The sequence below is a fragment of the Pseudomonadota bacterium genome, assembly GCA_039033415.1.
Classification (GTDB): Bacteria; Pseudomonadota; Gammaproteobacteria; order Xanthomonadales; family SZUA-38; genus JANQOZ01.
In genome coordinates this window covers 36,143-59,293 of record JBCCCR010000019.1, presented here as the reverse complement: position 1 = coordinate 59,293, position 23,151 = coordinate 36,143, and the positions used below count along the sequence as shown (strand labels likewise).

The window sequence follows — 23,151 nt, the reverse complement described above, 5'->3', positions numbered from 1 at the left end:
TTGCTCAAAGTCTGCTGAACGCATGCTGCTAAGAGACCTGGTCGCGGCTTCCGGCGCGGTCGCCGCAACCCGCAGCCGTCTGAAAAAGCGGGCGGCGCTCGCGGCCTGTTTAGGCGCCACGCTCCCAGAGGAGCGGGCGCTGGTGGTGAACTACCTCAGCGGCGCGCTGCCTCAGGGCAAGATCGGCCTGGGGCCGGCGCTGATCAGCAAGCTTACCCCGGGCCAGGGTCCGGAACCCTCAACCGTTGAGCTCCTAGAGCTTGATCAGACCTTCGACCAGATCGCCGCGACCAAAGGCGCTGGCTCGGGCAAGGCTCGGCAAGAGACGCTCACCCAGCTTTACGCCCGCCTGAGCGACGACGAGGGCCGCTTTGTCAGCCGCCTGGTGCTGGGCGAGCTGCGGCAGGGTGCTTTGGAAGGCGTGCTCATCGACGCGCTGGCAGACGCGACCGAGTTGCCCGCGAGCGAGCTGCGGCGCGCGGTGATGCTGGCCGGCGACCCCGCCCCGGTTGCGGTAGCTGCCTGGACCGACGGCCTGGCGGGCTTGGCGCAGTTTAAGCTGGAGCTGTTCAAACCGGTTAAGCCCATGCTGGCGCAGCCGGCGGACGACATGCCGGGCGCGATGGAGGCGCTGGGTGAGGCGGCGCTGGAGATCAAGCTGGATGGCGCCCGCGTGCAGATACATCGGGAAGGCACGCGCGTGGAGTTCTACAGTCGCCAGCTCAATCCGGTGACCGAGTCGCTGCCGGAGATCGCGGCAATCGTCGCGGATCTCCCCCTGGAATCAGGCATCTTTGACGGTGAGGTGCTGGCGCTGCGCGAGGATGGCCGGCCCCTGCCGTTCCAGGTGACGATGCGGCGCTTTGGCCGACGCCTCAACGTCGCGGAGATGACCCAAAAAATTCCGCTGCAGCTCTTCGTGTTCGATTGTCTGATGCTCAACGGCGAGTCGCTTATCGATGAACCCCTGAGCCGACGCATCCGGACCATGGAACAGGCTCTGCCCGCGTCGCTGCGGGTCAACCGGCTGATCAGCGCCAGCCGCGAGGAGGCCACGCGGTTCCTCACCGACGCGCTTAGCGCGGGGCATGAGGGCGTCATGGCGAAGTCGCTGACGGCACCCTATATGGCTGGCAGCCGCGGTGCCGACTGGCTCAAGATCAAGCAGGCCCACACGCTGGATCTTGTGGTGCTGGCGGCCGAATGGGGCAGCGGCCGGCGCAAGGGCAAGCTCTCAAATCTACACCTGGGTGCCCGCGACGCCGAGTCAGGGGAATTTGTCATGCTGGGCAAGACCTTTAAGGGGCTGACCGATCGGCTGCTGGCCTGGCAAACCGAACGGCTGCTGGCCCTCCAGACCCACACCGAGGGACATGTCGTCTTCGTGAGACCGAAACTGGTCGTGGAGATCGCCTTCAGCGACGTTCAAACCAGCCCGCAGTATCCCGCGGGGATGGCGCTACGCTTCGCCCGGGTAAAGCGCTACCGCAAAGACAAAACGCCGCTGGAAGCTGACACCCTGACGACGGTGCGCCAGCTTCACCAAGCGGGAGGTTAGTTCGGCACTTTCTTTCGTCGCCAGAAGTCTAGCCAGGCTCGCTCGGCGCGGGTCTCGCGCTCAAAGGCCAGCGCCGCGGCAAGCAGCGCGCGATCCCAGAAACGATTCGCCCATCGATGGGTGCGTTCAGCCAATGCCCGCTCACCCATGCGCCGCTGCACGCGGGAGCGGGTCCGCAGCTGCTCCGCGCGCTCCTTCCAGGTATCGTAGGCCTGCGTGAGCCGACGCGACTCGCAGAGGCGCCGAAGGACCTGCTGGCGCAGGCTGGGCGTTGCCCCCCGCCACTGATCGTCATCGCTCAGCCAGGCCGGCGGCGGCTCGCCGCAGTCGACCTTGTGGCAAGCGTTTTTCAGATCCCGAAGGAACCCGCTTAAATCTCGGTCAGCCAGTTTCCAGTTACCCATCAGCACGATCCTTGTTGAAAAGCGACACGTTAATTATCTCGGGAAACGACAGCACAAGCCTCAGCCTCGGGTGTCGATTGCTACAGGGAACGGCGGGTATTACTGTAGGAAAATTCAGACATTGTGCGCCGGTTCACACAAACACAGCGCATTGACCCGTCGGTTGCTACGGTTGCCGGCCTAACGCGATGCTGATACCAACCAGAATGTGAAGCAGTTTCATCCCGCCACCGCCCAGTGGTTTCAAGAGAACTTTTCTCACCCCACGGCAATCCAGGCCCAAGGCTGGGAGGCGATCCGTCAGGGGGAGCACTGCCTGCTGGTAGCCCCGACAGGCAGCGGGAAAACCCTGGCCGCCTTCCTGTCGGGCATCGACCGGCTCGGCCGGGAAAGCAGCGCGGCTGACGCCGAGGCAACCGCGGGCGTTCGCGTGCTCTACATCTCGCCCCTGAAGGCGCTCGTTTACGATATCGAGCGCAATCTCCGCTCCCCGCTGGTGGGCATCAGCCGCACGGCAGCAAGAATCGACAAACCCTTCCACGCCGCCACCGTGGCCGTACGCACCGGCGACACGCCCCAGCGCGAGCGTCAGCAGCAGTCGAAACACCCCTCGCAGATTTTGGTGACGACGCCCGAGTCACTTTTCCTGATCCTGGGCTCCAAAGCCGCTGCCAACCTGAAGACCGTCGACACGATCATCATCGACGAAATCCACGCGCTGGCGCCGACCAAGCGAGGCACCCACCTGGCACTGTCGCTCGAACGACTGTCAGCACTCGCCCAGCACGAACCCCAACGTATCGGTCTTTCGGCCACCGTCAGGCCGCTGCAGGCGGTAGCCAAGTTTCTCGGCGGTCAGCGCCCGGTGCAGGTCATCGACTGTTCGGCAAAACCGCGGATTGCGGTTGAGGTGAAGGTGCCGGTGCCGGACATGCAAAACCCGCCGGCCCAGCCCCAACCCGACAGCGGCGGATCCATCCTCGGCGAGCTGTACAGTCGAGAGGTTGGCACCCCGCAGGCAGAGCGAGGCATCTGGCCGGCGATCTATCCCCAGCTCCTCGGGGCGATCCATGAAAACCGGGCCACAATTGTCTTTGTCAACAGCCGCGGCCTTTGTGAACGGCTGGCGCAGAAGCTCAACGAACTGGCTGAGGAGGAGCTGGTGCGAGCGCACCACGGCAGCATCTCCCACGCCAAACGCGCCGAGATCGAGGAGGGGCTGAAGAGCGGTGCCATCCGCGGCATTGTGGCCACAAGCTCCCTGGAACTCGGCATCGATATGGGTGCGGTGGATCTCGTGGTGCTGGTGGAGTCGCCCGGGTCGGTGGCTCGCGGCCTTCAGCGCGTTGGCCGAGCCGGCCATGGCGTCGGCGAAATCAGCCACGGGAGGGTCTTTCCTAAATTCCGCGGCGATCTGCTGGAGAGCGCCGTGGTTGCCAGCCGCATGCTTGAGGCCGAGCTCGAGTCGATCGAGGTGCCAGACAATCCGCTGGACGTGCTGGCGCAGCAGCTGGTGGCGGCCTGCTGTGACGAGCCCCGAACGGTGGAGGAGCTTGCCAGCCTGGTGGGCGGAGCGTGGTCTTATCGAAACCTGTCACGCCAGGCGCTCGAGGGCGTGCTGGATATGCTGACCGGGCGCTATCCTTCCAACGACTTTGCGGATCTCAAGCCACTGCTGTCCTGGGACCGCAGCAACGACACCCTGTCACCTCGTCGCGGCGCTGCCATGGTTACCCGAATGAATGCGGGGACCATTCCCGACCGCGGCGCCTACGGTGTCCATCTCGGGGAAGACGGCCCTCGGGTCGGAGAGCTGGACGAGGAGATGGTGTTCGAAACGCGGGTCGGCGACAACATCATGCTCGGCGCCAGCACCTGGCGCGTTGAGGGCATTACGCGCGATCGCGTGCTAGTGGTTCCCGCCCCCGGCGAACCGGGTCGCCTGCCCTTCTGGCGCGGGGACGGACCGGGCCGGCCGATCGAGCTGGGTCAGGCGATCGGTGAATTCATTCGCAAGGCGGGCCGCTACGGTCCCGCCAAAGCCCGTCAGTGGATCGCGAGCCACACGCCGCTCGACGAGCTCGCCACCCAGAATCTGGCGGAGTATCTGACCGAGCAAAAGAGCCACTGCGGCACCCTGCCCACCGATCAAAATATTGTCGTCGAAAAATTTCGCGACGAGCTGGGAGACTGGCGGGTTTGTATCCTCACACCGTTCGGCGCGCGCATCCACGCCCCCTGGGCCATGGCGCTCCAGCGGACGCTCGGTGAGCTCGCTGGCTTTGAGATGCAGGTGATGTACACCGACGACGGCATTGTCTTAAGACTCGCCGACGCTGACGAGCTGCCGGCCCTGGATGCATTGATCCCCGGCGCCGAGGAAGTCGAGGAGCTGATCACCGACCAGCTGGCCGGCACCGCGCTCTTTGCGGGCCTGTTCCGGGAAAACGCGGTGCGATCGCTGCTCCTGCGGCGCAACCGTCCGGGCCAGCGATCTCCGCTGTGGGCCCAACGGCTCAAATCACAGAATCTGATGGCGGCGGTCCGGCAATACCCCAGCTTTCCGATTGTCATGGAAACCTATCGCCAGGCGCTGGCCGACGTCTTTGATCTACCTGGCCTTAAAGACTTACTGCGTGACATCGCGGGGAGAAGAATCACCGTCGAGGAGGTGGAAACCCCCAGCGCCTCACCGTTTTCTCGTTCGCTGGTGTTTGCCTACGTGGCGGCCTACCTCTACGAGCAGGACGCGCCGCTGGCCGAACGGCGCGCGCAGGCGCTGACGCTCGATCGCGCGCTGCTGGGGGAGCTGCTGGGCCAGGCCGAGCTGCGCGACCTGATCGACCGGGACGTGCTGGCGGAGCTGGAAGAAGAGCTCCAACGACTCACCGAGGACTACCAGGCCCGTGATGCTGACGACCTGCACGATCTGTTGCGACGCCTCGGCGACCTGAGTCAGGCAGATCTCGAGCTTCGCTCCGCCGGGCCCACCGAAGCCTGGCTGGGAGAGCTCAAGCAGCAGCGTCGTGCACTCTGCGTATCCATCGGTGGCGAGCAGCGCTGGATTGCCGCGGAGGACAGCGGGCTCTACCGGGACGCGTTGGGCGTCGCGCTGCCCGGTGGGGTGCCAGACGCGTTTACCGCTACCGTGGAGCAGCCGCTCGAGCAGATGCTGAAGCGCTACGCGCGCCATCACGGGCCGTTTGTCACCGCTGACCCGGCAACCCAGTGGGGTCTTCGACCCGCTCAGCTCGAACCGGCGCTGCAGCTTTTGGAGCAGCGCGGCGTGCTGACCCGCGGTGAGATTCGCCCCGGCGGCGTGGAGCTGGACTGGTGTGATGCTGAGGTCCTTCGAAGGCTCAAGCGACGCAACCTGGCCAGCCTGCGAGACGAGGCGGCGGCGGTCGACACCCCCAGCCTGGCCCTGTACCTGCCCCAGTGGCAGGGGCTGGACGACGAGCGCGGAGGGCCGCAGCGGCTGCTCGAGGTGATCGGCCAGCTGCAGGATCTCGCGTTGCCCTGGTCCACGCTCAGCACCATCATCCTGCCGCGCCGCGTGGCCGGCTTTCGTCCAGAGATGCTGGACATGCTGGCGGCGGACGGCTCGGTCGTTTGGGTTGGGCGCGGCGCCAGCGGACCCAAAGACGGCCGGGTTGCGCTGTACCTGCGCAGCGAGGTGCGCCAGCTTCTCACCCCGCCTCCACCCTACGAGCCGGCCAGCGACCTGCATGCGCAAATCCTGGACCATCTCACCCAGAACGGCGCGTCATTTTCGTTTGAGATGCAGGCCGTATTGGAGCAGAGCGGCCACGGCGCAAAAGAGTTTGCCACCGCGCTCTGGGACCTGGTCTGGGACGGTCAAATCACGAACGATACGTTCAGTCCCTTTCGCTCGCTCTCCGGCGGCACCCGCCGCCGTGGCGCGCGCCGCGCGCCCGGCCCGTCGACGGCGGGCGGACGCTGGTCGGCCGTGGCGAGCCTCGTCGCCGTGCCGGTGCCGGACACCGAGCGGGCGCTGGCCAAAGCCCGCCTGCTGCTCGACCGTTACGGCGTGGTCAGCCGCCAGTGTGCTCAGGCCGAGGATATCCCCGGCGGCTTCTCGGCCATCTACAAGGTGCTGCGAGAGCTCGCGGAACAGGGTCGCTGTCGCCGCGGGCATTTTGTTGACGGCCTTGCCGGCGCACAGTTTGCGCTGGCCGGTGCGGTGGACCGGCTGCGAGGCGCGCGCAGCGACGCCGAGGAGCGGGACACCCCGATCAGTCGGGCCGATATTGTGGTGCTGTGCGCCATCGACCCGGCCAATCCGTTTGGTGCGCTGGTCCCCTGGCCGACCTGCGCCAACGCCAAGCGCGCCAAGCCGCGGCGGGTCGCGGGAGCGTGGGTGCTGCTGGCGCGAGGGCGTCCGCTGCTGTTTGTCACCGCCCGCAATCGGCATTTGGTGACTTTTCCGGAAAGCCTGGAAGATGACTCGGGCGCCCTGGACGCCGCCATAGAAACGCTGCGCGGCCTGCCAAAAACCGGCCGCCGCAGCGCGATGGTTGTCATCGAAAAGATCGATGGTGAACCGGTGAAGGAGTCGCCGCTGCTGCCTCACTTCCGCCGCCTCGGCTTCACCCTGGACTACGGCGGCCTGATTGACATGCAGCCCCACGGAGCCGCCACCGGTGCCTGAAGGCGATACGATCCACAAGATCGCGAACTACCTGAAGCCTCGACTGGACGGCCAGCCGCTCGAATCGCTGGTGCTGGCGGATCGCTGCGCCGAAAGGTCGGTCAGCGCGAAAAGCATCAAAAGCGTCCGTGCGGCCGGCAAACACCTTTTTGTCGATCTGGACAACGGCCAGAGCGTCCGCAGCCACCTCGGCATGCACGGCAGCTGGCATCGCTATCCGCTGGGTGAACCCTGGCGCAAGCCTCGATCGCGGGCGAGCGTTGTCATCACGGTGAACGACAACCACTACGTCTGCTTTAACGCCAAGGAGGTGGAGCTGATCCGCACGCCCAGCGTCCGCTCCTCGGTGGTGGACCACCGCCTCGGCCCCGACCTAACGGCAGGCGCGGTCGATCTCGACCTGATCGTCCGCCGGGTCCGGGAGCTGTGCGAACCCGATACGCTCCTCGCCGATGTGCTCCTCGATCAGCGGGTCGCCAGCGGGATTGGGAACGTTTACAAATCGGAGGTGTTGTTCATTCACCGCGTTCCGCCGACTTGCGAGCTTGGATGCTGCGACGACGCAGAGCTCAAGGCGCTTTACGCCACCGCCAGCAAACTTCTGGGATCCAATCTCGGCGGCGGACGCCGCGTGACGCGCCGCGAGGGAGACAATGCGGGCAGGCTGTGGGTTTACCGCCGCGAAGGCCTCCCGTGCCTGCGTTGTGACCACCCCGTTGCATATACCCGCCTTGGGCGGCATCATCGCAGCACCTACTGGTGTCCTGCGTGTCAGAACTGTTTCCAGCCAGACCGTCGAACAACCCCGGAGAACCCATGACCAGATTCAAAGTTGCCCTGCTGGCATTGCTTTTTGCGCCCCTCGCTCAGGCGAGCGTGGTGCGGGTCGACACCCAGATCGGCCATTTCTACATTGATCTGCTCGAGCAAGAGGCGCCGCGCACGGTGGCGAACTTTCTCAACTACGTGCGGGACGGCGACTATGCAAACAGCATCGTTCACCGGATCGAATACGGGTTTGTGATCCAAGGCGGCGGCTTTACCTTTATTGACGGCCAGTTTGGCCAGGTACCGGTCGATGCAACCATCGCGAACGAGTTCGGCCTTTCAAACGTTCGTGGCACGGTCGCCATGGCAAAAATCGCGGGTGATCCGGACAGCGCCGACAGCCAGTGGTTCATCAACATGGATGACGCGAATGCGGCGCTGGACAACGAAAACGGCGGGTTCACGGTTTTTGGTCGGGTGCTCGGTAACGGCATGGAGGTGGTCGATCGGATCAACTCGCTGGTGCGCATCAACACGGGACAGGCCGCGCTCGGCACGGTTCCCGTCAAGCTCAGCGGCGAGTTCGCCGGGCTGGAAGATCTGACCAGCGACAACCTGATTTTTACCGTCATCACCGAGGTAGACGGCTTCGAGATCAATCCGGGCCTCGCCGGAACCTGGTTTAATGCGGCAACCGCAGGCCAGGGCTGGCTGATCGACATCATCGATGACGGTGATCGCCAGGAGGTGTTTGTCGCCTGGTTTACCTATGACGTCAACCCGCCCGACGGCGACGACGGCGAAGGTTTTGGCAGTACCCAGCACCGCTGGCTGACCGCCAGCGGCACGTTCTCGGGGGACACCGCGACGCTCACCATTTCCCGCAACACGGGCGGGGTATTCAACGATCCCACGAGCACCACCGTCGAGTCGGTAGGAACGCTCGTGATCCAGTTCACGGGCTGCGGCACCGCCATCTTAAGCTGGGATTTTGATGATCCGGCAGTCGGCGACGCTACCGTCGACATTATCCGCCTGTCGCCAGACAGCTTCTGCGGCGGGATAGCGCTGCCGGCGGAATAAGCCGCTCAACCAGCCCGGACTTAGGCCTGGGCGGTGGTTCGAACCGAGGCCTGCTGCAGCGCCTCGATCAGCGCCGCTCGCGTGAACGGCTTGCTGATCATCGTAAACTCGTCAGACGTATCGGTCCGCTCGGTGAAGCCGCTCATGATGATGATCGGCATAGCGGGGCAATGGTCGGAGGCCCACCGCGCCAGATCGTAACCGTTGTGGCTGCCGGGCATACGAACGTCAGTCAGCAGGTAGTGATACTCCCGGTTGGCCGCCAGATGATTGAGCGCCTCGTCAGCCGAGTCGAGACAGCACACCTGCGCACCGACGCTCTGTAACGCAACGGTCACCGTTCTGGCCACCATCTCATTGTCCTCGACCACCAGGACCTGTTTGCCCTGAAGGCTGTCGTTCGCCACCGCGGACGGCTCAGCGGGAGCCACGGCCATCTCGCTCGCTGGCAGCGCCAGCGTCACGCGGGTACCGTCCTCGGGGCTGCTACGCAGCAGCAGGTCACCCGCCGACTGCCGCACAAAGCCATGAACTGAACTCAGGCCAAGCCCCGTGCCGGTGGTTTCCGATTTGGTGGTGAAGAACGGTTCGGTTGCCCGTTCCAGCGTTGCCGAATCCATGCCCTGGCCGTTGTCCTCAACCGTAACCAGCACGTAATCGCCGGCCTCGAGAGACGGCCAGGCGCGGGTCTGTTGCTTATCCAGCGTTTCGCGCGAGACGTCGACCCGGATCGCGCCAGCTTCGTTGACCGCATCGGAGGCGTTTCGCAGCAGATTGAGGATGGCGCTGGTGAGCTTCGCCGGGTCCACCAAGGCCACCGCGTTGGCAGGGAAGTCGCCAAAGGTCAGCGTGATTTCTTCACCAACGGCCGACCGAAACAGCGTCCGGGTGCCGTCCAGCAGCTTGCTGATATCCGTTGCCGTCGCCTGAAGCTCCTGCTGCCGCGAATAGGCGAGAAGCTGGTGAATCATTTCGCTGGCGTAACGAATCGAATCGTTGGACGCGCCGAGCACGGCTCGCTGCGCCGGCGTCTCGGTGAGCGGCTCAAACTGTTCGTTAGCGCTGGAGATCACCTGCAGCAGGTTGTTGAAATCGTGCGCCACGTTGCTCGTCAGCTGGCCGACCAGCTCGTTGCGCTTTTTTCGGTCCAGCGCACGCTCCAGCTCCGCCTGCTCGCCCAGCTGCTGGCGCAGCGCTTCAGACTTTTCCTCTACGGTCTGGGTCAGCTCAAGGTTGAGGGCCTGCTCGCGAGCAAGAATTCGCTTCTGATAGCCACGCCGATTGAGGGTATAAAGAAGCGTCATCAGCACGACGGCTGTCAATATCACCACCGCCAGCAGCAGATTCCGATTCTTCTTCACCACCTGCTCGCGCGCCTGCAGCTCGCTGGCCCGGGCGGCACTGACGTCGGCCTCGGCGGCCAGCCGGATTTCCGATTCACGAATCCGGGCGATTTCGGCCTGCTGCCGCTGGGCCGTCAGCTTCGCGTTGTAGTACTGGACGCTCTGCACGGTTCGCGCATTTTCCGCGTCCCCGGACGCATCAAGAAATCGCAGCAGCTCGGCCACACCGTCCCGATCGCCGGCCACCCGCAGCCGATGCTCCAGCCGCAGACCCGCAACGCGCGCCTGGCGACTCGGGCTCAGCTTGTCGAGATCAATCTCGTCGAGCACCGCTGGCACCTCCGCAAGCTTGCCCTGCAGAAATAGGCTTCTCACCAGAGCCAGCCGGGCCTCGGCGAGCTCTGAGGGCAAATCGGTCAGCTTGTCGATGGCCATCCTCGCCGCGTCTTCAGCACCGGCAAAATCGCCGGTAACAATCAGCGCCTCGGCCAGGAACTCATACGCGTTGCCCACATTAGTGATGGCGGTCTCCTCACCGGTCGCCGCGATGAACTGTCGCAAGCCCGCCGCGGATCCCTCGGCATCGCCGAAAATCCGCTGGAGCTCAAGATCGTGCAGCAGCAGGGATTCCCTGGCCCAGGGGATCTGCGACCGCGCCCGAAGGTCGGCGATCTGATTCAGCCAGTTGCGAGCGTCTTCGTGCAGACCCTGCAGGATCAATATGACGATTAAGTTATTCGCCAGGATCATTGCCATACTTTCGTCAGACCGGTCCAGTGCGCGCCGTAGTACCTCCTGATAGATTTCAATTGCGCGCAGAGTCTCGCCGATCTCTTGCAGCACGGTGGCGTAGTTGGAGCGTACGCCGTCGAAGACCTTCGGGTCGGCGGCGCTAAAGTCTTGGGTGAGGATCTGATCCAGCGCTGCCTTGGCCGCCTCCGGCTTGCCCCGGAAATAGTCGAGCAGGGCCGGCGCGGTCACCAGACGAAGATACTGATCGGGTTGATCCTCCAAGTTGACCAGCTTCAAACCGTCCCGTGCCGCCTGCTCGGCCTCATCGAGCCTACCGAGCAGCTGTGTCGCTTGGATCCGTCCGATGTAGGCATCACCCAGGAGCGCCGGGTCGGCGTTCGGGGATTCGGCGAGCAGTTCAAGGGCCCGATCGATCAGGTCCATCTGCTCATTGGGCGGCACCGACCGACTGAGTACTCGCGCGACGAGGTCAGCAGCGGACTCGGTCTGCGCTACGGCAGAGCACCAGACAAAAAGGAGCGCACAGCAGGCGATGAGTCGTGTGCTAATGGCGGGAGACCCGTATTCTGAATGGCGGGATCATACTGGAAAACCCCCGGAGGACCCAGCCATTCAGCCTGCGGGACACAACGAGAAGTAGACGCAGAATCAATGACCTGTCCGCCTTTCCTTATTAACGATCGTTTACCGATCGCCGGCCAGAATCGACGAGCTTAGCCCTTACAATAACGCCATATTCACAAAGCAACCCAATGGCACTGGAGAGAGGCCAACGGATGAACCGCAGCTAGCGGTGAGCCGCGAGCCAGGGAAAATCCAACCATGACTTATCTGATTATCGCCCTGCTGCTATGCAGCCTGACTTTGAGCGTGGTGTTCCTGCTGGCCTGGCAAAATTTTGGCCGCCAGACCCACACCCTTGTATGGTCCGCCACGTTTCTCGCTGGTGCCGTTCAATACGGCGTGAACCTGCTGGCTGACAGCCTGTTCGACGACCGTCGGATTTACTGGGTACTTGTATCGGCGCTTGGCGCGCTTACCGTTTCACTAGCGCTGGCCGGCTTTCGCCTATGGTCGGGACGCTGGGTGCGAGCGGATGTGCTTGCGCTCACGGGCTTCGCGACCGTGCTCTCGCTCGCCTGGTTCACCTTTGGGCAGCCGCACGTGGGTATACAGATGTTTATCGGGCCAGCTTACGCCGGCATTTTGTGTTTGTTATGCGCTCAGCTGATCTACCGCCAGCAGGCCGTCTCGAGAGACGTCGAGTTAGCGGCCGCCAGCGTTCTTGCCTTGTTTGGTGCTTCCCAGATTCTGGCCGGCGTTGCGGCGCTGATGCAGGGACCCACGCCCGACGCCCACTGGCTCGAGATTTACCGGCAGATCAACTTTCTGATTCTGCCGGCGGGCTACGTCGGCAGCGGCATGTTTACCGTGCTGATCGTGGCGTCAGATCTCTCGATGCAGATGAAGAGCCTGGCTAACACCGATCCCATGACGGGCATCTTGAATCGGCGGGGCTTCGAGTCCACAAGCAGCCCGCTGATCGCTCGCGCTCGGCGCGGCAATCAGCCTCTGTCGGTCATCATTTGCGACGTGGATAACTTCAAAGAGGTCAACGATCAGCATGGTCACAGCGCCGGCGATCGCGCGCTGCTCGTGCTGGCGAAGGTGCTGCAGGCGAGCCTGCGCGAAGGGGCGGTCTTCGGTCGGATCGGGGGGGAGGAGTTTGCCTTGGCGCTGCCGCATACCGACATCGCCCAGGCGGAGAAGACCGCACGGCTGCTCCGGCGAGATCTCGCCGGCACCGAAATCGGCTGGCGTCCGGAGCCTTTTCACATCACGGCCAGCTTTGGCGTGGCCACGCTGCGCGAAGACGATCACTCGATGGACGACCTGCTCCAGCGCGCTGATCGGGCCATGTATCGATCGAAACGCGACGGCCGCAACCGAGTCAGCCTGGAACGAGCGCTGCGGCCGGCGCAGCTGACCCCGGATTTCTGCTGATCCGGGCAATCGGTTAGACTCAGGGGCCGCCCAAACCCCGATCGCAGCTTGCAAACCTCATCCGCTGTACTTGATTCGCTCGACCCCGCTATCTACCTGACCGGCGATGCGGTCGGCGAGGCATATGCCTGCGACTGGACTCGAAGCAATCCCGTGCTGCCGGCAGTGGTATTTCGACCGAAAACCACTAAGCAGGTGAGCGAAATCCTTGCCGCCTGTCACGCCAACGACCAGCCAATTGTCATCCAGGGAGGCCGGACTGGACTGGCCGGCGGCGCAACGCCAAGAGCCGGCGAACACAGCCTGTCGCTCGAGCTGATGAATCAGCTGGTCGAGTTCGACCGTGAGGGTATGACAATGACCGTCGGAGCCGGCATGCCGCTGCAGGTCATCCAGGACACCGCCGCGGCTGAAGGACTGGAGTTCTCGATGGACCTCGGCGCGCGAGGCTCCTGCCAGGCCGGCGGCATCGTGTCGACCAACGCTGGCGGTAATCAGGTGATTCAGCACGGCATGACGCGTTCCCTCGTCCTCGGGCTGACGGCTGTGCTTGCCGACGGCACCGTCATCGAAGCCGACAACAAGCTGCTCAAGAACAACGCAGGCTACGATCTCAAGCAGCTGTTTATCGGCACGGAGGGAACGCTGGGCGTGGTCACTCAAGTTACGTTCAGACTCAACCCCAGCAAGCCCGCCAGCGCGTCCGCCCTGTGCGCCTGCGCTGATTTTCCTGCGGTCATCAGGCTGCTGCGCCACTGCGGCCAAACGCTCCCGGTAGTGTCGGCGTTCGAGGTGATGTGGCGCGGATATTTTGACGTGGCGGTTGGGGCCACCGGCAAGCCGAATCCGCTTTCCGAACCCGCGCCGTTCTCCGTGCTCATTCAAACCGAGGGCAGCAATGACAGCTCGCTCAGCGACGATCTGGAACGGTGCTTTGAGCAGGCGCTGGAGCGGGAGCTGGTCACGGACGGCGTGTTGGCCAGCAGTCTGGCGGACAGTCGACGTTTGTGGGAGCTGCGTGACGCGATCGGCGACATTATGCCTACCATGGAGCACCTGGCGGTGTTCGACGTGGGCATTCCCCTGGCAGCTATGGACCGGGTTGCCAGCGCCATTGAACGCGATCTTGGGCAGGAGCTGGACGGCTGCCGGACCCTGCTTTTCGGCCACATCGGCGACGGCAATCTGCACGTGGTCGCCTCGACGGGGCGAGCGGAGGACAAGGCGGGCATCGAGGCGGTGGTCTACCGACACACGGCCTCCGCCAACGGAAGCGTCAGCGCCGAACACGGGATTGGCACGCTAAAAAAACGCTGGCTGCCTCAGAGCCGCAGCCCGACGGAAATTGCGCTGATGAAATCTCTGAAGCAGGCGATGGACCCGAAAAACATTCTTAACCCGGGGAGAGTGGTTGACTCATGAACCAGCCGAGCGATCCGCATGACGTCGGCGGCCTCGAGGCCGGCCCGATTGAGCGAGGCGAACACGACACAGCCTGGTGGGAATGGCAGGTCGACGCGATGGTGCGGCTGGCGCTGGGCAAGGGGCTGATTAGCGATTTTGCGGAGCTTCGGGACGGCATTGAACACTTAGGTCCCGCCGACTACGAAAACCTGAGCTACTACGAACGCTGGGCCAAGTCGCTGGCCTACACGCTTTTGGACAAAGGTTTGGTCACGCAGGCGGCGCTTGAGGAAAAGATGGCAGAGATCGCCGCGCGGCAGGCGCTGACATCATGAGTAACGTCCAGCCGACCGAGTCACAGGCCCGCTTTCATCGAGGGCAGCGAGTGCGCATTCACGATCGCCATCCGGGTGTTCATCATCGGGTCCCCCGGTATGTAAAGGGGCAAGAGGGTACGGTCGAGCGGGTCTGCGGACTCCACGGGCAGCCCGAGACTTTTGTGCGGGGTGATGGGCGGCCGGAAACCCGTCTCTATCGAATCTGCATTCCGCAGGCGCAGCTATGGCCGGGCTACCGGGGACCTGACGACGATACGCTGGAAGTTGAGGTTTTCGAACACTGGCTGGAGCCCGCCTGATGGGTCACGACCACGACCATGACCACGATCATGGCCATGATCAAACCTTACAACCGGACCATCCCGAGCCGACGAGCGACGCTGCGCGCGTGGGGCTGGCCCTGAGGGAGCTGCTGCTCGAGGCAGGCCACTACACCCGGGCCGAAGAGGCGGCGATGATCAGCCGGATGCAGGGCGCATCACCCGACAACGGCGCCCGTCTGGTGGCGCGGGCCTGGACCGACCCGGCGTTCAAAGAGCGCCTGCTGACGGACGGCAGCGAAGCCATCACGGAACTGGGTTTCGACCTGAAGCCCGCCGAGTTTACGGTGATGGAAAACAGCGCGCAGGTGCACAACGTGATCGTGTGTACCCTTTGCTCCTGCTATCCGCGAGCGCTGCTGGGTATGTCACCCTCCTGGTACAAATCCCTTAGCTATCGTTCCAGATTGGTTCGGGAACCGAGGGCCGTCCTGGCCGAGTTTGGGGTCGAGCTGAACGACCAGATTCAGGTCCGGGTTCATGACTCGACGGCTGAGCTTCGCTACATGGTGCTGCCGCAGCGGCCTGCGGGCACCGAAGGTTGGTCGGAAGACAAGCTACGATCACTGGTGACCCGAGACTCGCTGATCGGCACGCAGCGCACGCTCCCGGCCGCCGGCATCGACGCCGGCGACGACTTAGAGCCATAGGCTTTTCGACCGGTGGGTGCCGCAAGAATTGCCGTAGACATTGGCGGCACGTTTACCGATGTGGTGCTGCAAAACGCCGAGGGACAGCGCTGGTCGGACAAGCTGCTGACCACCCATAGCCAGCCGGAGCAGGCCCTGCTCGAGGGAATCGAACGTGTCCTGGGCAGCGCCGGCATCCCTGCGGCGGATCTCTCCATGGTGCTCCACGGCACCACCCTCGCCACCAATGCCTTGATCGAGCGGCGCGGCGCGACCACAGCCCTGCTCACGACCGCCGGCCACCGAGACTCCGTGGAAATGGCGTTTGAAGACCGGTTCGAGCAGTACGACATCAACATCGACCGGGCTCGACCCCTGGTGCCACGCCATCTTCGCCGGCCGGTAACCGAACGGCTCCTAAGCGATGGACGCGTCCACACGCCGCTCGATCCGCAGTCCGTTGCCGATGCCCTGCAATCCCTGGACGAATACGGGGTTCAGAGCATCGCCGTCGGCTTGCTGCACAGCTACCGGGATCCGAGTCACGAACAGCGCTGCGCTGAGCTGATTTCAAAGCTGCGACCCGACCTCGCCATCACGCTGTCCAGCGAAGTGTGTCCGGAGATTCGGGAGTACGAACGGCTGTCCACAGCCTGCGCGAACGCTTACGTCCAGCCGCTGATGGACAGCTACCTCCGGCGGCTCGAAGACGGCCTGGAGGCACTGGACGTCCACTGTCCGTTCCTGCTGATGACCTCCGGCGGCGGGCTGACGGACCTCGACACCGCCGCGCGTTTCCCGATCCGGCTGGTGGAGTCGGGGCCCGCCGGCGGCGCAATCCTGGCGGCCAGCGTCGCCGGCGGCTGTCAGGCAGATCGGGTGCTGTCGTTTGATATGGGCGGCACCACGGCCAAGCTCTGCCTGATCGATCAACGCAAGCCACTCGTGTCCCGCAGCTTTGAGGTCGACCGCAGCTATCGATTCAAGAAAGGCAGCGGGCTGCCGCTGCGAATCCCGGTCATTGAGATGGTGGAGATCGGGGCGGGAGGCGGATCGATCGCCCATGTCGACAAGCTGGAGCGGCTGCGCGTGGGCCCCCGCAGCGCGGGCTCGGAACCGGGGCCGGCGGCCTACGGACGAGGTGGCACCTCGCCGACGGTCACCGACGCTGACGTGACCCTCGGCAAGATTCGCCCCGAACGATTTGCGGGCGGCGCGCTGAGCCTGAACGGTGAGGCCGCCGCGGCCGCCATCGGCAAACACATTGCCAGCCCGCTGGCGTTGGCCGTTGGCCAGGCGGCGCAGGGCATCAGCGATGTGGTGGAAGAGAGTATGGCGGCAGCGGCTCGGGCCCATGCCGCGGAGTTTGGGCTCGATCTTCGTCAGCGCGACATGGTGGCCTTTGGGGGCGCGGCCCCGCTTCACGCGGCCAGTCTGGCCCGGCGCCTGGGCGTCAACCGCGTGATCATCCCGCCCCAGGCCGGGGTTGGGTCAGCGGTCGGGTTTCTCCTGGCTCGACTGAGTTTTGAAGTGGTGCGAAGCCGGCCGATGACGGTCAGCCAGCTGGATCCGTCCACGGTCAACCGGCTCTTCAGCGACATGCGCGCCGAGGCCGAGGCGGTCCTGGCACCCGCCGCGGGCGGCGAGCCGCTGACCGAGCAGCGCCAGGGCTATATGCGCTACGCGGGCCAAGGGCACGAGCTGCCGATTGTGTTGCCCGTCGAAGTCTACGACGCGAGCGCCGCGGAGCACTTTTCCGGCGCTTTCGAACGCGCTTACGAACAGCTTTACGGAAGAACAATCGACGGCGTCGACATCGAGTTGCTCAGCCTGACGCTCGCCCTCAGCGGGCCGGCGCCAAGCGAAGTTTCGGCCGCCGCGACGACGTCCGACGGTTCTCCGGACGAGGTGGTGACATGTTCGGTAGCCGAAGACGGGCAATCGGTGGAGGCGCGCGTGATCAACCGTCAGACGTTGCCTGTCGGCAGTCAGCTGGACGGACCCGCCCTGATCACCGAAGACCAGACCACAACGGTTGTGCCGTCGGGCTGCTCACTCGAGGTCGATCCTGACGGCAATCTTGTGATCACGCGGGACAACGGTGCCTGACATGGATCCGATCACCCTCCAGATACTCTGGGACCGGCTGCTGGCCATCGTGGAAGAACAGGCACAAACGCTGATGCGTACCGCGTTTTCCACGACGGTTCGGGAAGCCGGCGACCTGTCCGCGGGCATCTTCGACGCAGACGGCCGGATGCTGGCCCAGGCCGTGACCGGCACGCCGGGACACGTCAACGCGATGGCGAGCAGCGTCGGTGAGTTCCTCAAACATCTGCCGGCCGCCCAGCTGGAACCCGGGGACGTGCTGCTGACCAACGATCCGTGGCACGGCACCGGGCACCTCAACGACTTTACGGTTGTGACGCCCGTATTTCGGGACGACACGCTCATCGCACTGATCGCCGCAACCTCCCATATTGCTGATGTCGGCGGTCTCGGCTTCGGCCCGGACGGTCGGCAGGTGTTTGAGGAGGGGCTCAATATACCGATCAGCCGCCTGTTTGCCCGCGGTGAGCCCAACGAAACGCTGCTGAAAATCCTGCGCGCCAACGTCCGAGACCCGCGAGCGGCAGAGGGTGACCTGTATTCGCTGACCGCCTGCAACTTCAGCGCATCCCAGGCGCTTCTCGCCACCCTGGACGAGTTTGGCCTGACGTCCCTCCAGGCGCTCGCAGACATCATCGTCGAGCGCTCGGCCCGGGCGATGGAAGCCGAAATACGGGCGCTGCCCGAAGCCAGCTGGCGCTACACCATGACCGTGGACGGCTACGACGAACCGGTGACCCTCGCCTGCGAGGTCACGATCGCTGACGGACGGATCCGGGTCGACTTCGCGGGAACCTCGCCGGCGTCGGGTCGCGGAATCAACGTGCCGCTGACCTACACCCAGGCCTATGCGTCGTTCGGCGTGCGCTGCGTTGTCGGCAACGACATCCCGAACAACGCCGGCAGCCTCGGGCAGGTGGAGGTTACGGCGCCCGCCGGGTGCATTCTGCACGCCGAACGGCCGAGCGCCGTGTCGGCGCGCCATGCCGTCGGCCAGATGCTGCCCGATGTTGTGCTGGGCTGCCTGCAGCAACCGCTCCAGGGACAGGTGCCGGCGGAAGGCGCATCGTGCCTGTTTGGCCCGGTGTTTATGGGCGGGCGCGGCGTCGTTTCCGGGAGCTCGTCAGAGCCGTTTGTCATCAACGCCTTCTACACCGGCGGCAGCGGCGCGCGGCCGTCCAAAGACGGACTTTCCTGTACCGCGTTTCCCTCCGGCGTTCGCTCAACGCCGGTCGAGATCACCGAAACCACCTCGCCGCTGCTGATCCTGCGCAAGGAGTTCAGGCCAGATTCGGGTGGCTCAGGTCAATTCCGAGGCGGTCTGGGGCAGGTGATGGAATTCTGCCACCGCGATGCCGAGCCGTTTGTCGTATCGAGGATGTTTGATCGAATTGTGCATCCGCCGCGCGGACGCGACGGTGGCGGCGACGGCGACGGCGCCCGCACGTATATTCGAGGGGGTGATACCCTCAGCGGCATGGGCCGCAGCCTGATTCCAGCCGGCGGCGTATTTGTGCTGGAAACCGCCGGCGGCGGCGGCCGAGGTGATCCGGCGCTGCGCGATCCTGATGCCGCGCGCCGGGACCAGCTGAACGGGAAGATTAGCTTGGAGTCGTCGAAGCCTTCAGCGGAGGAGTAAGGGCCCTGCGCGTAGGCGACCGGCGAAGGAAAGGCCGGAGCCACCTTCGCGGGAAGGTGGCTCCGTGTCGGTCAACGATTCAGATTAAGCGGTCTTCAGCTGATCGGCGATCGGCAGCCGCGAGATCGAGCGGCCCGTGGCGTCCGCAATGGCGTTAGCCAGCGCCGGCGCGGAAGGCGGCGTACCCGGCTCACCCACGCCCGTCGGCGGCTCGCCGGAGTTCACGATGTGCACCTCAATCTTCGGCATCTCGCTGATTCGCAGCGGACGGTAGCGATCGAAGTTTTTCTGATCGACCTCACCGTTGGTCAGGGTGATGGCTTCGCGCAGTGCAGAGGACAGTCCATACCCAATTCCGCCTTCCATCTGCGCCTTAACGACATCCGGGGTCAACGCAAAGCCGCAGTCCACCGCGCAAACCACCCGGTCAATGGAGAAATTGCCGCCTTCAGCCATCGTCACCTCAATCACCTCAGCGACAAACGAGTTAAACGACTCGTGAACCGCAATGCCTCGGCCTCGACCAGGCCCGAGATCGGTGCCCCAGCCCGCTTCCTCTGCGGCCTTGTTCAGCACCGCCAGATGACGCGGATGCTCCGTCAGCAGCTCTTTGCGCAGCTCGTACGGATCGCGGCCCATGGTCCTGGCAAGCTGGTCAAAGAACACCTCAACCGCATAGGCGTTGTGCGTGTGACCAACCGACCGCCACCACAGTACCGGCACACCGGTCTGAGGCTGGTAGCCGTCTACGCGAACGTTGGGGATCGCGTAGGGAAGATCGGTGGTGCCTTCGACGACCGAAGGGTCGAGCTCGCTGGTCATCATGGCGGCAAAAGCGGTGCCGCTCAGGATCGACGGGCTCGCAACTTGATGGTGCCAGGCGCTGATCTTGCCGTCTTCGTCGAGACCGGCGCGCACCCGGTGGACGGCCATCGGCCGATAGCGGCCAGCGGCCATGTCATCCTCGCGCGACCACAGCAGCTTGACCGGGGCCTCACCGTCGATGGCCTTGGCGATCATCACCGCTTCGGCCACAAAATCGCTGTCGGGCACAGCGCGGCGCCCAAAACTGCCGCCGGCGAAGCGGGTGTGGATCTTAATGCTGGACGGGTCCAGGCCGGTGATCGCCGCGGTGGTTCCGACGTCCAGCGTCGGAATCTGAGAGGCGGTCCAGATTTCACAGCCATCGGACGCAAGCTCAACCACACAGTCCATCGGTTCCATCGTGGCATGCGCCAGGAACGGGAAGTGGAACTCCTGCTCGATAGTCTGCGCGGCCGAACCCAGGGCCGCCGGCGCATCACCGTCGTTGCGGGCTTCCAGCCCCGGCTGATCCATCATGGCCGTAAAGTCAGCTTCCAGCTCTGAGGAGCTTCGGTTTTCGGCGTCATCGAAGTTCCACTCAACCTCCAGCATGCCTCGCGCCTTGTTGGCGGTGAAGTAGCTGTCGGCCAGCACGGCAACGCCGCGCGGAATCTCGACCACTCGCGCAACGCCCGGCACCTCCAGCGCCTTGCTGGCGTCGAAGGACGCTACCTTGCCGCCGAAGCGCGGGGGCCTGGCGACTACCGCCATCAGCATGCCGGGTCGTTTCACGTCGATCGTGAATTCGGTGCTGCCGTCGGTCTTGTCGGCCGAATCTAGCCGCGGCAGGTTAGTCCCTAGCAGCTTGAACTCGGATCGGTCCTTCAGTGCGGGTCGCTCGGGCGGTGTCTGTGCCGCGGCGAGGCCCGCCAATTCGCCAAAGCTGGCGGATTGATCACCGCTGGTGACCCGACCATCAGCGACGGCGATGGTGTCGGCGGCAACGCCCCACTGCTCAGCGGCGGCCTGCACCAACATAGCGCGTGCGCCGGCGGCGGCCAGGCGGAGCTGCTCCCAGGAGTTGGCGATTGAGGTTGACCCTCCCGTCCCCTGGACAACACCAAACGCAAGGTTGGCGTAACGGTTGGCGTCAGCCGGCGCAAACTCGGTGCGCATCTGAGACCAGCTGGCGTCGAGCTCCTCGGCCACAATGGCGGGCAGTCCGGTGGTCACGCCCTGACCCTTGTCGAGGTGTTTGACGACCACCGTGACGGTGTTGTCAGCCTGGATTTTGACAAAAGCGTTGAGCTCGGCGTCGATTGCCGCCGGCAAGGGCGCTGCGGCCTCGGTCTGGGCCGCCGGCGCCGCGGTATCCGATTCGCTGCAGCCGATCAGAAAACCCGCACCGCCCAGGGCGCTCACCTGGAGGAACCTGCGTCGATTCAGGCCTGAGCCGCCCTGTCCGACTGACTTCTTGTCCATAAACCGGCTCATGCGCTTTCTCCATTCAAGTCTTCGGCAGCCTGATGAATGGCGGCCCGAATGCGGTGGTAGGTGGCGCAGCGGCAGAGATTCCCGCCCATGGCGGCGTCAATCTCGTCGTCCGTCGGGGCCGGGTTGCCCTCCAGCAGCGCGCTGGCCGACATCATCTGGCCGCTCTGGCAGTACCCGCACTGGACCACGTCCAGCTCGCGCCAGGCCTTGCGAACCGCCATGGCGGCTTTCGAGTCGACACCCTCAACCGTGGTAACGCTGCGTCCAGCCACCGCAGCGATGGGCAGCACGCAGCTGCGGGTTGGTGACCCGTCAAGATGGATCGTGCACGCTCCACATTGGGCAATTCCGCACCCAAATTTTGTGCCCGTCGAGCCGAGATCTTCGCGCAGCACCCACAGGAGGGGCTTGTCGGTCGGCGCGTCGGTGCGCACCGTTTTGCCGTTCAACTGGAATTCGATCGTCATGGAAGTGCCTCTAATTCATTCGCCAGGGGGGAAAGTGTAAACCAACGCCGTGAAAGAACCGCGATCGGATGATGCAACCCGGCGCCGCTTGTCGCACAATCGACGGTTTCCAACCGCCAGGAACCGGCCGTGAACGCACCGAGAGACGCATTTGTCTGTGACGCCATCCGAACCCCCATAGGCCGTTACGGCGGCGCGCTGTCCACCGTGCGCACCGACGACCTGGCCGCCGTACCACTCGCGGCGCTGCTGGAACGCAACCCCAGCCTGGATCCCGCCGCGGTCGAAGACGTGATCATGGGCTGCGCCAATCAGGCCGGCGAGGACAATCGCAACGTTGCCCGGATGGCGACCCTGCTTGCGGGCCTGCCCGAGTCAGTCCCGGGTGTGACGGTGAATCGACTGTGCGGCTCAGGGCTCAATGCGGTCGCGATGATCGCCCAGTCGATTCAGTGCGGCATGATCGAGCTCGGTATCGCGGCCGGGGTGGAGTCGATGTCCCGATCTCCGATGGTGCTCGGCAAAGCGACGGCGCCTTTTGATCGCGGCCAGCAGATGTTCGACACCACCTTGGGCTGGCGATTCATCAATCGACGGCTGAAAGATCAGTATGGGGTGGACTCCATGGCGGAGACCGCCGAAAACGTCGCGGACGACTTCAAGATCAGCCGCGAGGATCAGGATCAGTTTGCGCTACGCAGCCAGCAGAAAGCCGGGGCTGCGATCAGCGCCGGGCACCTGGCCGGCGAAATCTGCACCGTCACCATTCCGCAGCGGCGGGGAGAGCCGGTGGTTGTGGATACCGACGAGCATCCCAGGCCCGATACCGATCTGGCGGCGCTCAACCGGCTGAAGCCGTTTGTTCGCGCGGACGGCAGCATTACCGCGGGCAACGCGTCGGGCATCAATGACGGTGCCTGTGCACTGCTGCTGGCCTCCGCGGAGGGCGCCGAGGCGCAGGGGCTGAAGGTGATGGCCCGGGTGGTGTCCGCGGCCAGCACGGGCCTTGCGCCGCGCATTATGGGGGTGGGTCCTATCGAAGCGTCTCGCAAAGCGCTGAAGCTCGCGGGACTCAGCGTGTCTGACGTGGATGTCGTCGAACTCAACGAAGCGTTTGCCGCGCAGGGCCTCGCCGTGCTGCGGGCCCTGGGACTGCCGGACGACGCGGAGCACGTGAACCGCTGGGGCGGCGCCATTGCGCTGGGACACCCGCTCGGGATGTCCGGTGCCCGACTGGTCACCACCGCGGCGCGTCAACTTCAGGCCACGGGCGGTCGCTACGCACTTTGCACCATGTGCATCGGCGTCGGCCAGGGTATTGCCCTGGTGCTCGAAGCCGCCTGAAGTCACTCAGTACAATCC

General features: G+C 64.5%; 16 protein-coding genes. 12 read left to right on the top strand and 4 right to left on the bottom strand.

Features of this window, described 5'->3' with window-relative positions:
* Window positions 1-22: 22 nt before the first annotated feature.
* On the top strand, window positions 23-1,558 hold the full coding sequence (locus AAF358_16235) for an ATP-dependent DNA ligase (GenBank protein ID MEM7707106.1): 1,536 nt from the start codon (window positions 23-25) through the stop codon (window positions 1,556-1,558).
* On the opposite strand, the gene AAF358_16230 is transcribed toward AAF358_16235, so the two are convergent.
* Window positions 1,555-1,962: a hypothetical protein gene (locus AAF358_16230; protein MEM7707105.1), complete on the bottom strand. Its 408-nt coding sequence runs from the start codon at window positions 1,960-1,962 to the stop codon at window positions 1,555-1,557. The two genes, AAF358_16235 and AAF358_16230, sit on opposite strands and share 4 nt — an antisense overlap.
* 208 nt (window positions 1,963-2,170) lie before the next feature.
* Here AAF358_16230 and AAF358_16225 point away from each other — a divergent pair, with 208 nt between their 5' ends.
* From AAF358_16225 to AAF358_16215, 3 genes are read left to right on the top strand one after another with little or no spacing between them, the layout of a single operon-like run.
* Window positions 2,171-6,634 (top strand): DEAD/DEAH box helicase, encoded by a 4,464-nt coding sequence (locus AAF358_16225; GenBank protein ID MEM7707104.1) that lies wholly within the window; start codon window positions 2,171-2,173, stop codon window positions 6,632-6,634.
* Window positions 6,627-7,454 (top strand): DNA-formamidopyrimidine glycosylase family protein, encoded by an 828-nt coding sequence (locus AAF358_16220; protein ID MEM7707103.1) that lies wholly within the window; start codon window positions 6,627-6,629, stop codon window positions 7,452-7,454. The genes AAF358_16225 and AAF358_16220 overlap by 8 nt, the downstream gene beginning before the upstream one ends.
* Window positions 7,451-8,485, top strand: a complete 1,035-nt coding sequence (locus AAF358_16215) for a peptidylprolyl isomerase (protein ID MEM7707102.1) — start codon at window positions 7,451-7,453, stop codon at window positions 8,483-8,485. Before AAF358_16220 ends, AAF358_16215 begins: the two co-directional genes overlap by 4 nt.
* A 20-nt stretch (window positions 8,486-8,505) precedes the next feature.
* Here the strand turns inward: AAF358_16215 and AAF358_16210 are convergent, their stop codons facing one another.
* Window positions 8,506-11,022, bottom strand: a complete 2,517-nt coding sequence (locus tag AAF358_16210; GenBank protein MEM7707101.1) for an ATP-binding protein — start codon at window positions 11,020-11,022, stop codon at window positions 8,506-8,508.
* A 381-nt stretch (window positions 11,023-11,403) separates the two neighbouring features.
* Here AAF358_16210 and AAF358_16205 point away from each other — a divergent pair, with 381 nt between their 5' ends.
* The 7 genes from AAF358_16205 to AAF358_16175 are packed head-to-tail and all read left to right on the top strand — an operon-like array spanning window position 11,404 to window position 19,024.
* A complete protein-coding gene (locus tag AAF358_16205) occupies window positions 11,404-12,585 on the top strand; it encodes a diguanylate cyclase (protein MEM7707100.1) in 1,182 nt (393 codons plus the stop codon).
* 48 nt (window positions 12,586-12,633) lie between these two features.
* Window positions 12,634-14,007, top strand: a complete 1,374-nt coding sequence (locus AAF358_16200; protein MEM7707099.1) for an FAD-binding oxidoreductase — start codon at window positions 12,634-12,636, stop codon at window positions 14,005-14,007.
* Window positions 14,004-14,324: a hypothetical protein gene (locus AAF358_16195; GenBank protein MEM7707098.1), complete on the top strand. Its 321-nt coding sequence runs from the start codon at window positions 14,004-14,006 to the stop codon at window positions 14,322-14,324. Before AAF358_16200 ends, AAF358_16195 begins: the two co-directional genes overlap by 4 nt.
* A complete protein-coding gene (locus tag AAF358_16190) occupies window positions 14,321-14,626 on the top strand; it encodes an SH3-like domain-containing protein (GenBank protein MEM7707097.1) in 306 nt (101 codons plus the stop codon). Before AAF358_16195 ends, AAF358_16190 begins: the two co-directional genes overlap by 4 nt.
* Window positions 14,626-15,297: a nitrile hydratase subunit alpha gene (locus AAF358_16185; GenBank protein ID MEM7707096.1), complete on the top strand. Its 672-nt coding sequence runs from the start codon at window positions 14,626-14,628 to the stop codon at window positions 15,295-15,297. Before AAF358_16190 ends, AAF358_16185 begins: the two co-directional genes overlap by 1 nt.
* A 12-nt stretch (window positions 15,298-15,309) precedes the next feature.
* A complete protein-coding gene (locus tag AAF358_16180; GenBank protein MEM7707095.1) occupies window positions 15,310-17,385 on the top strand; it encodes a hydantoinase/oxoprolinase family protein in 2,076 nt (691 codons plus the stop codon).
* A 1-nt stretch (window position 17,386) separates the two neighbouring features.
* Window positions 17,387-19,024 (top strand): hydantoinase B/oxoprolinase family protein, encoded by a 1,638-nt coding sequence (locus tag AAF358_16175; protein MEM7707094.1) that lies wholly within the window; start codon window positions 17,387-17,389, stop codon window positions 19,022-19,024.
* Window positions 19,025-19,108: 84 nt separating this feature from the next.
* Here AAF358_16175 and AAF358_16170 read toward each other — a convergent pair whose 3' ends face one another.
* Both AAF358_16170 and AAF358_16165 read right to left on the bottom strand, forming a co-directional pair.
* Window positions 19,109-21,322: a xanthine dehydrogenase family protein molybdopterin-binding subunit gene (locus AAF358_16170; GenBank protein ID MEM7707093.1), complete on the bottom strand. Its 2,214-nt coding sequence runs from the start codon at window positions 21,320-21,322 to the stop codon at window positions 19,109-19,111.
* The gene (locus AAF358_16165) at window positions 21,319-21,789 is read right to left on the bottom strand and encodes a (2Fe-2S)-binding protein (protein MEM7707092.1); all 471 of its coding nucleotides are present in this window, start codon (window positions 21,787-21,789) and stop codon (window positions 21,319-21,321) included. Before AAF358_16165 ends, AAF358_16170 begins: the two co-directional genes overlap by 4 nt.
* Before the next feature lie 129 nt (window positions 21,790-21,918).
* Between AAF358_16165 and pcaF the strand changes: the two genes are divergently transcribed.
* Window positions 21,919-23,133 (top strand): 3-oxoadipyl-CoA thiolase, encoded by a 1,215-nt coding sequence (pcaF, locus tag AAF358_16160; GenBank protein MEM7707091.1) that lies wholly within the window; start codon window positions 21,919-21,921, stop codon window positions 23,131-23,133.
* The last annotated feature ends 18 nt before the right edge of the window (window positions 23,134-23,151 follow it).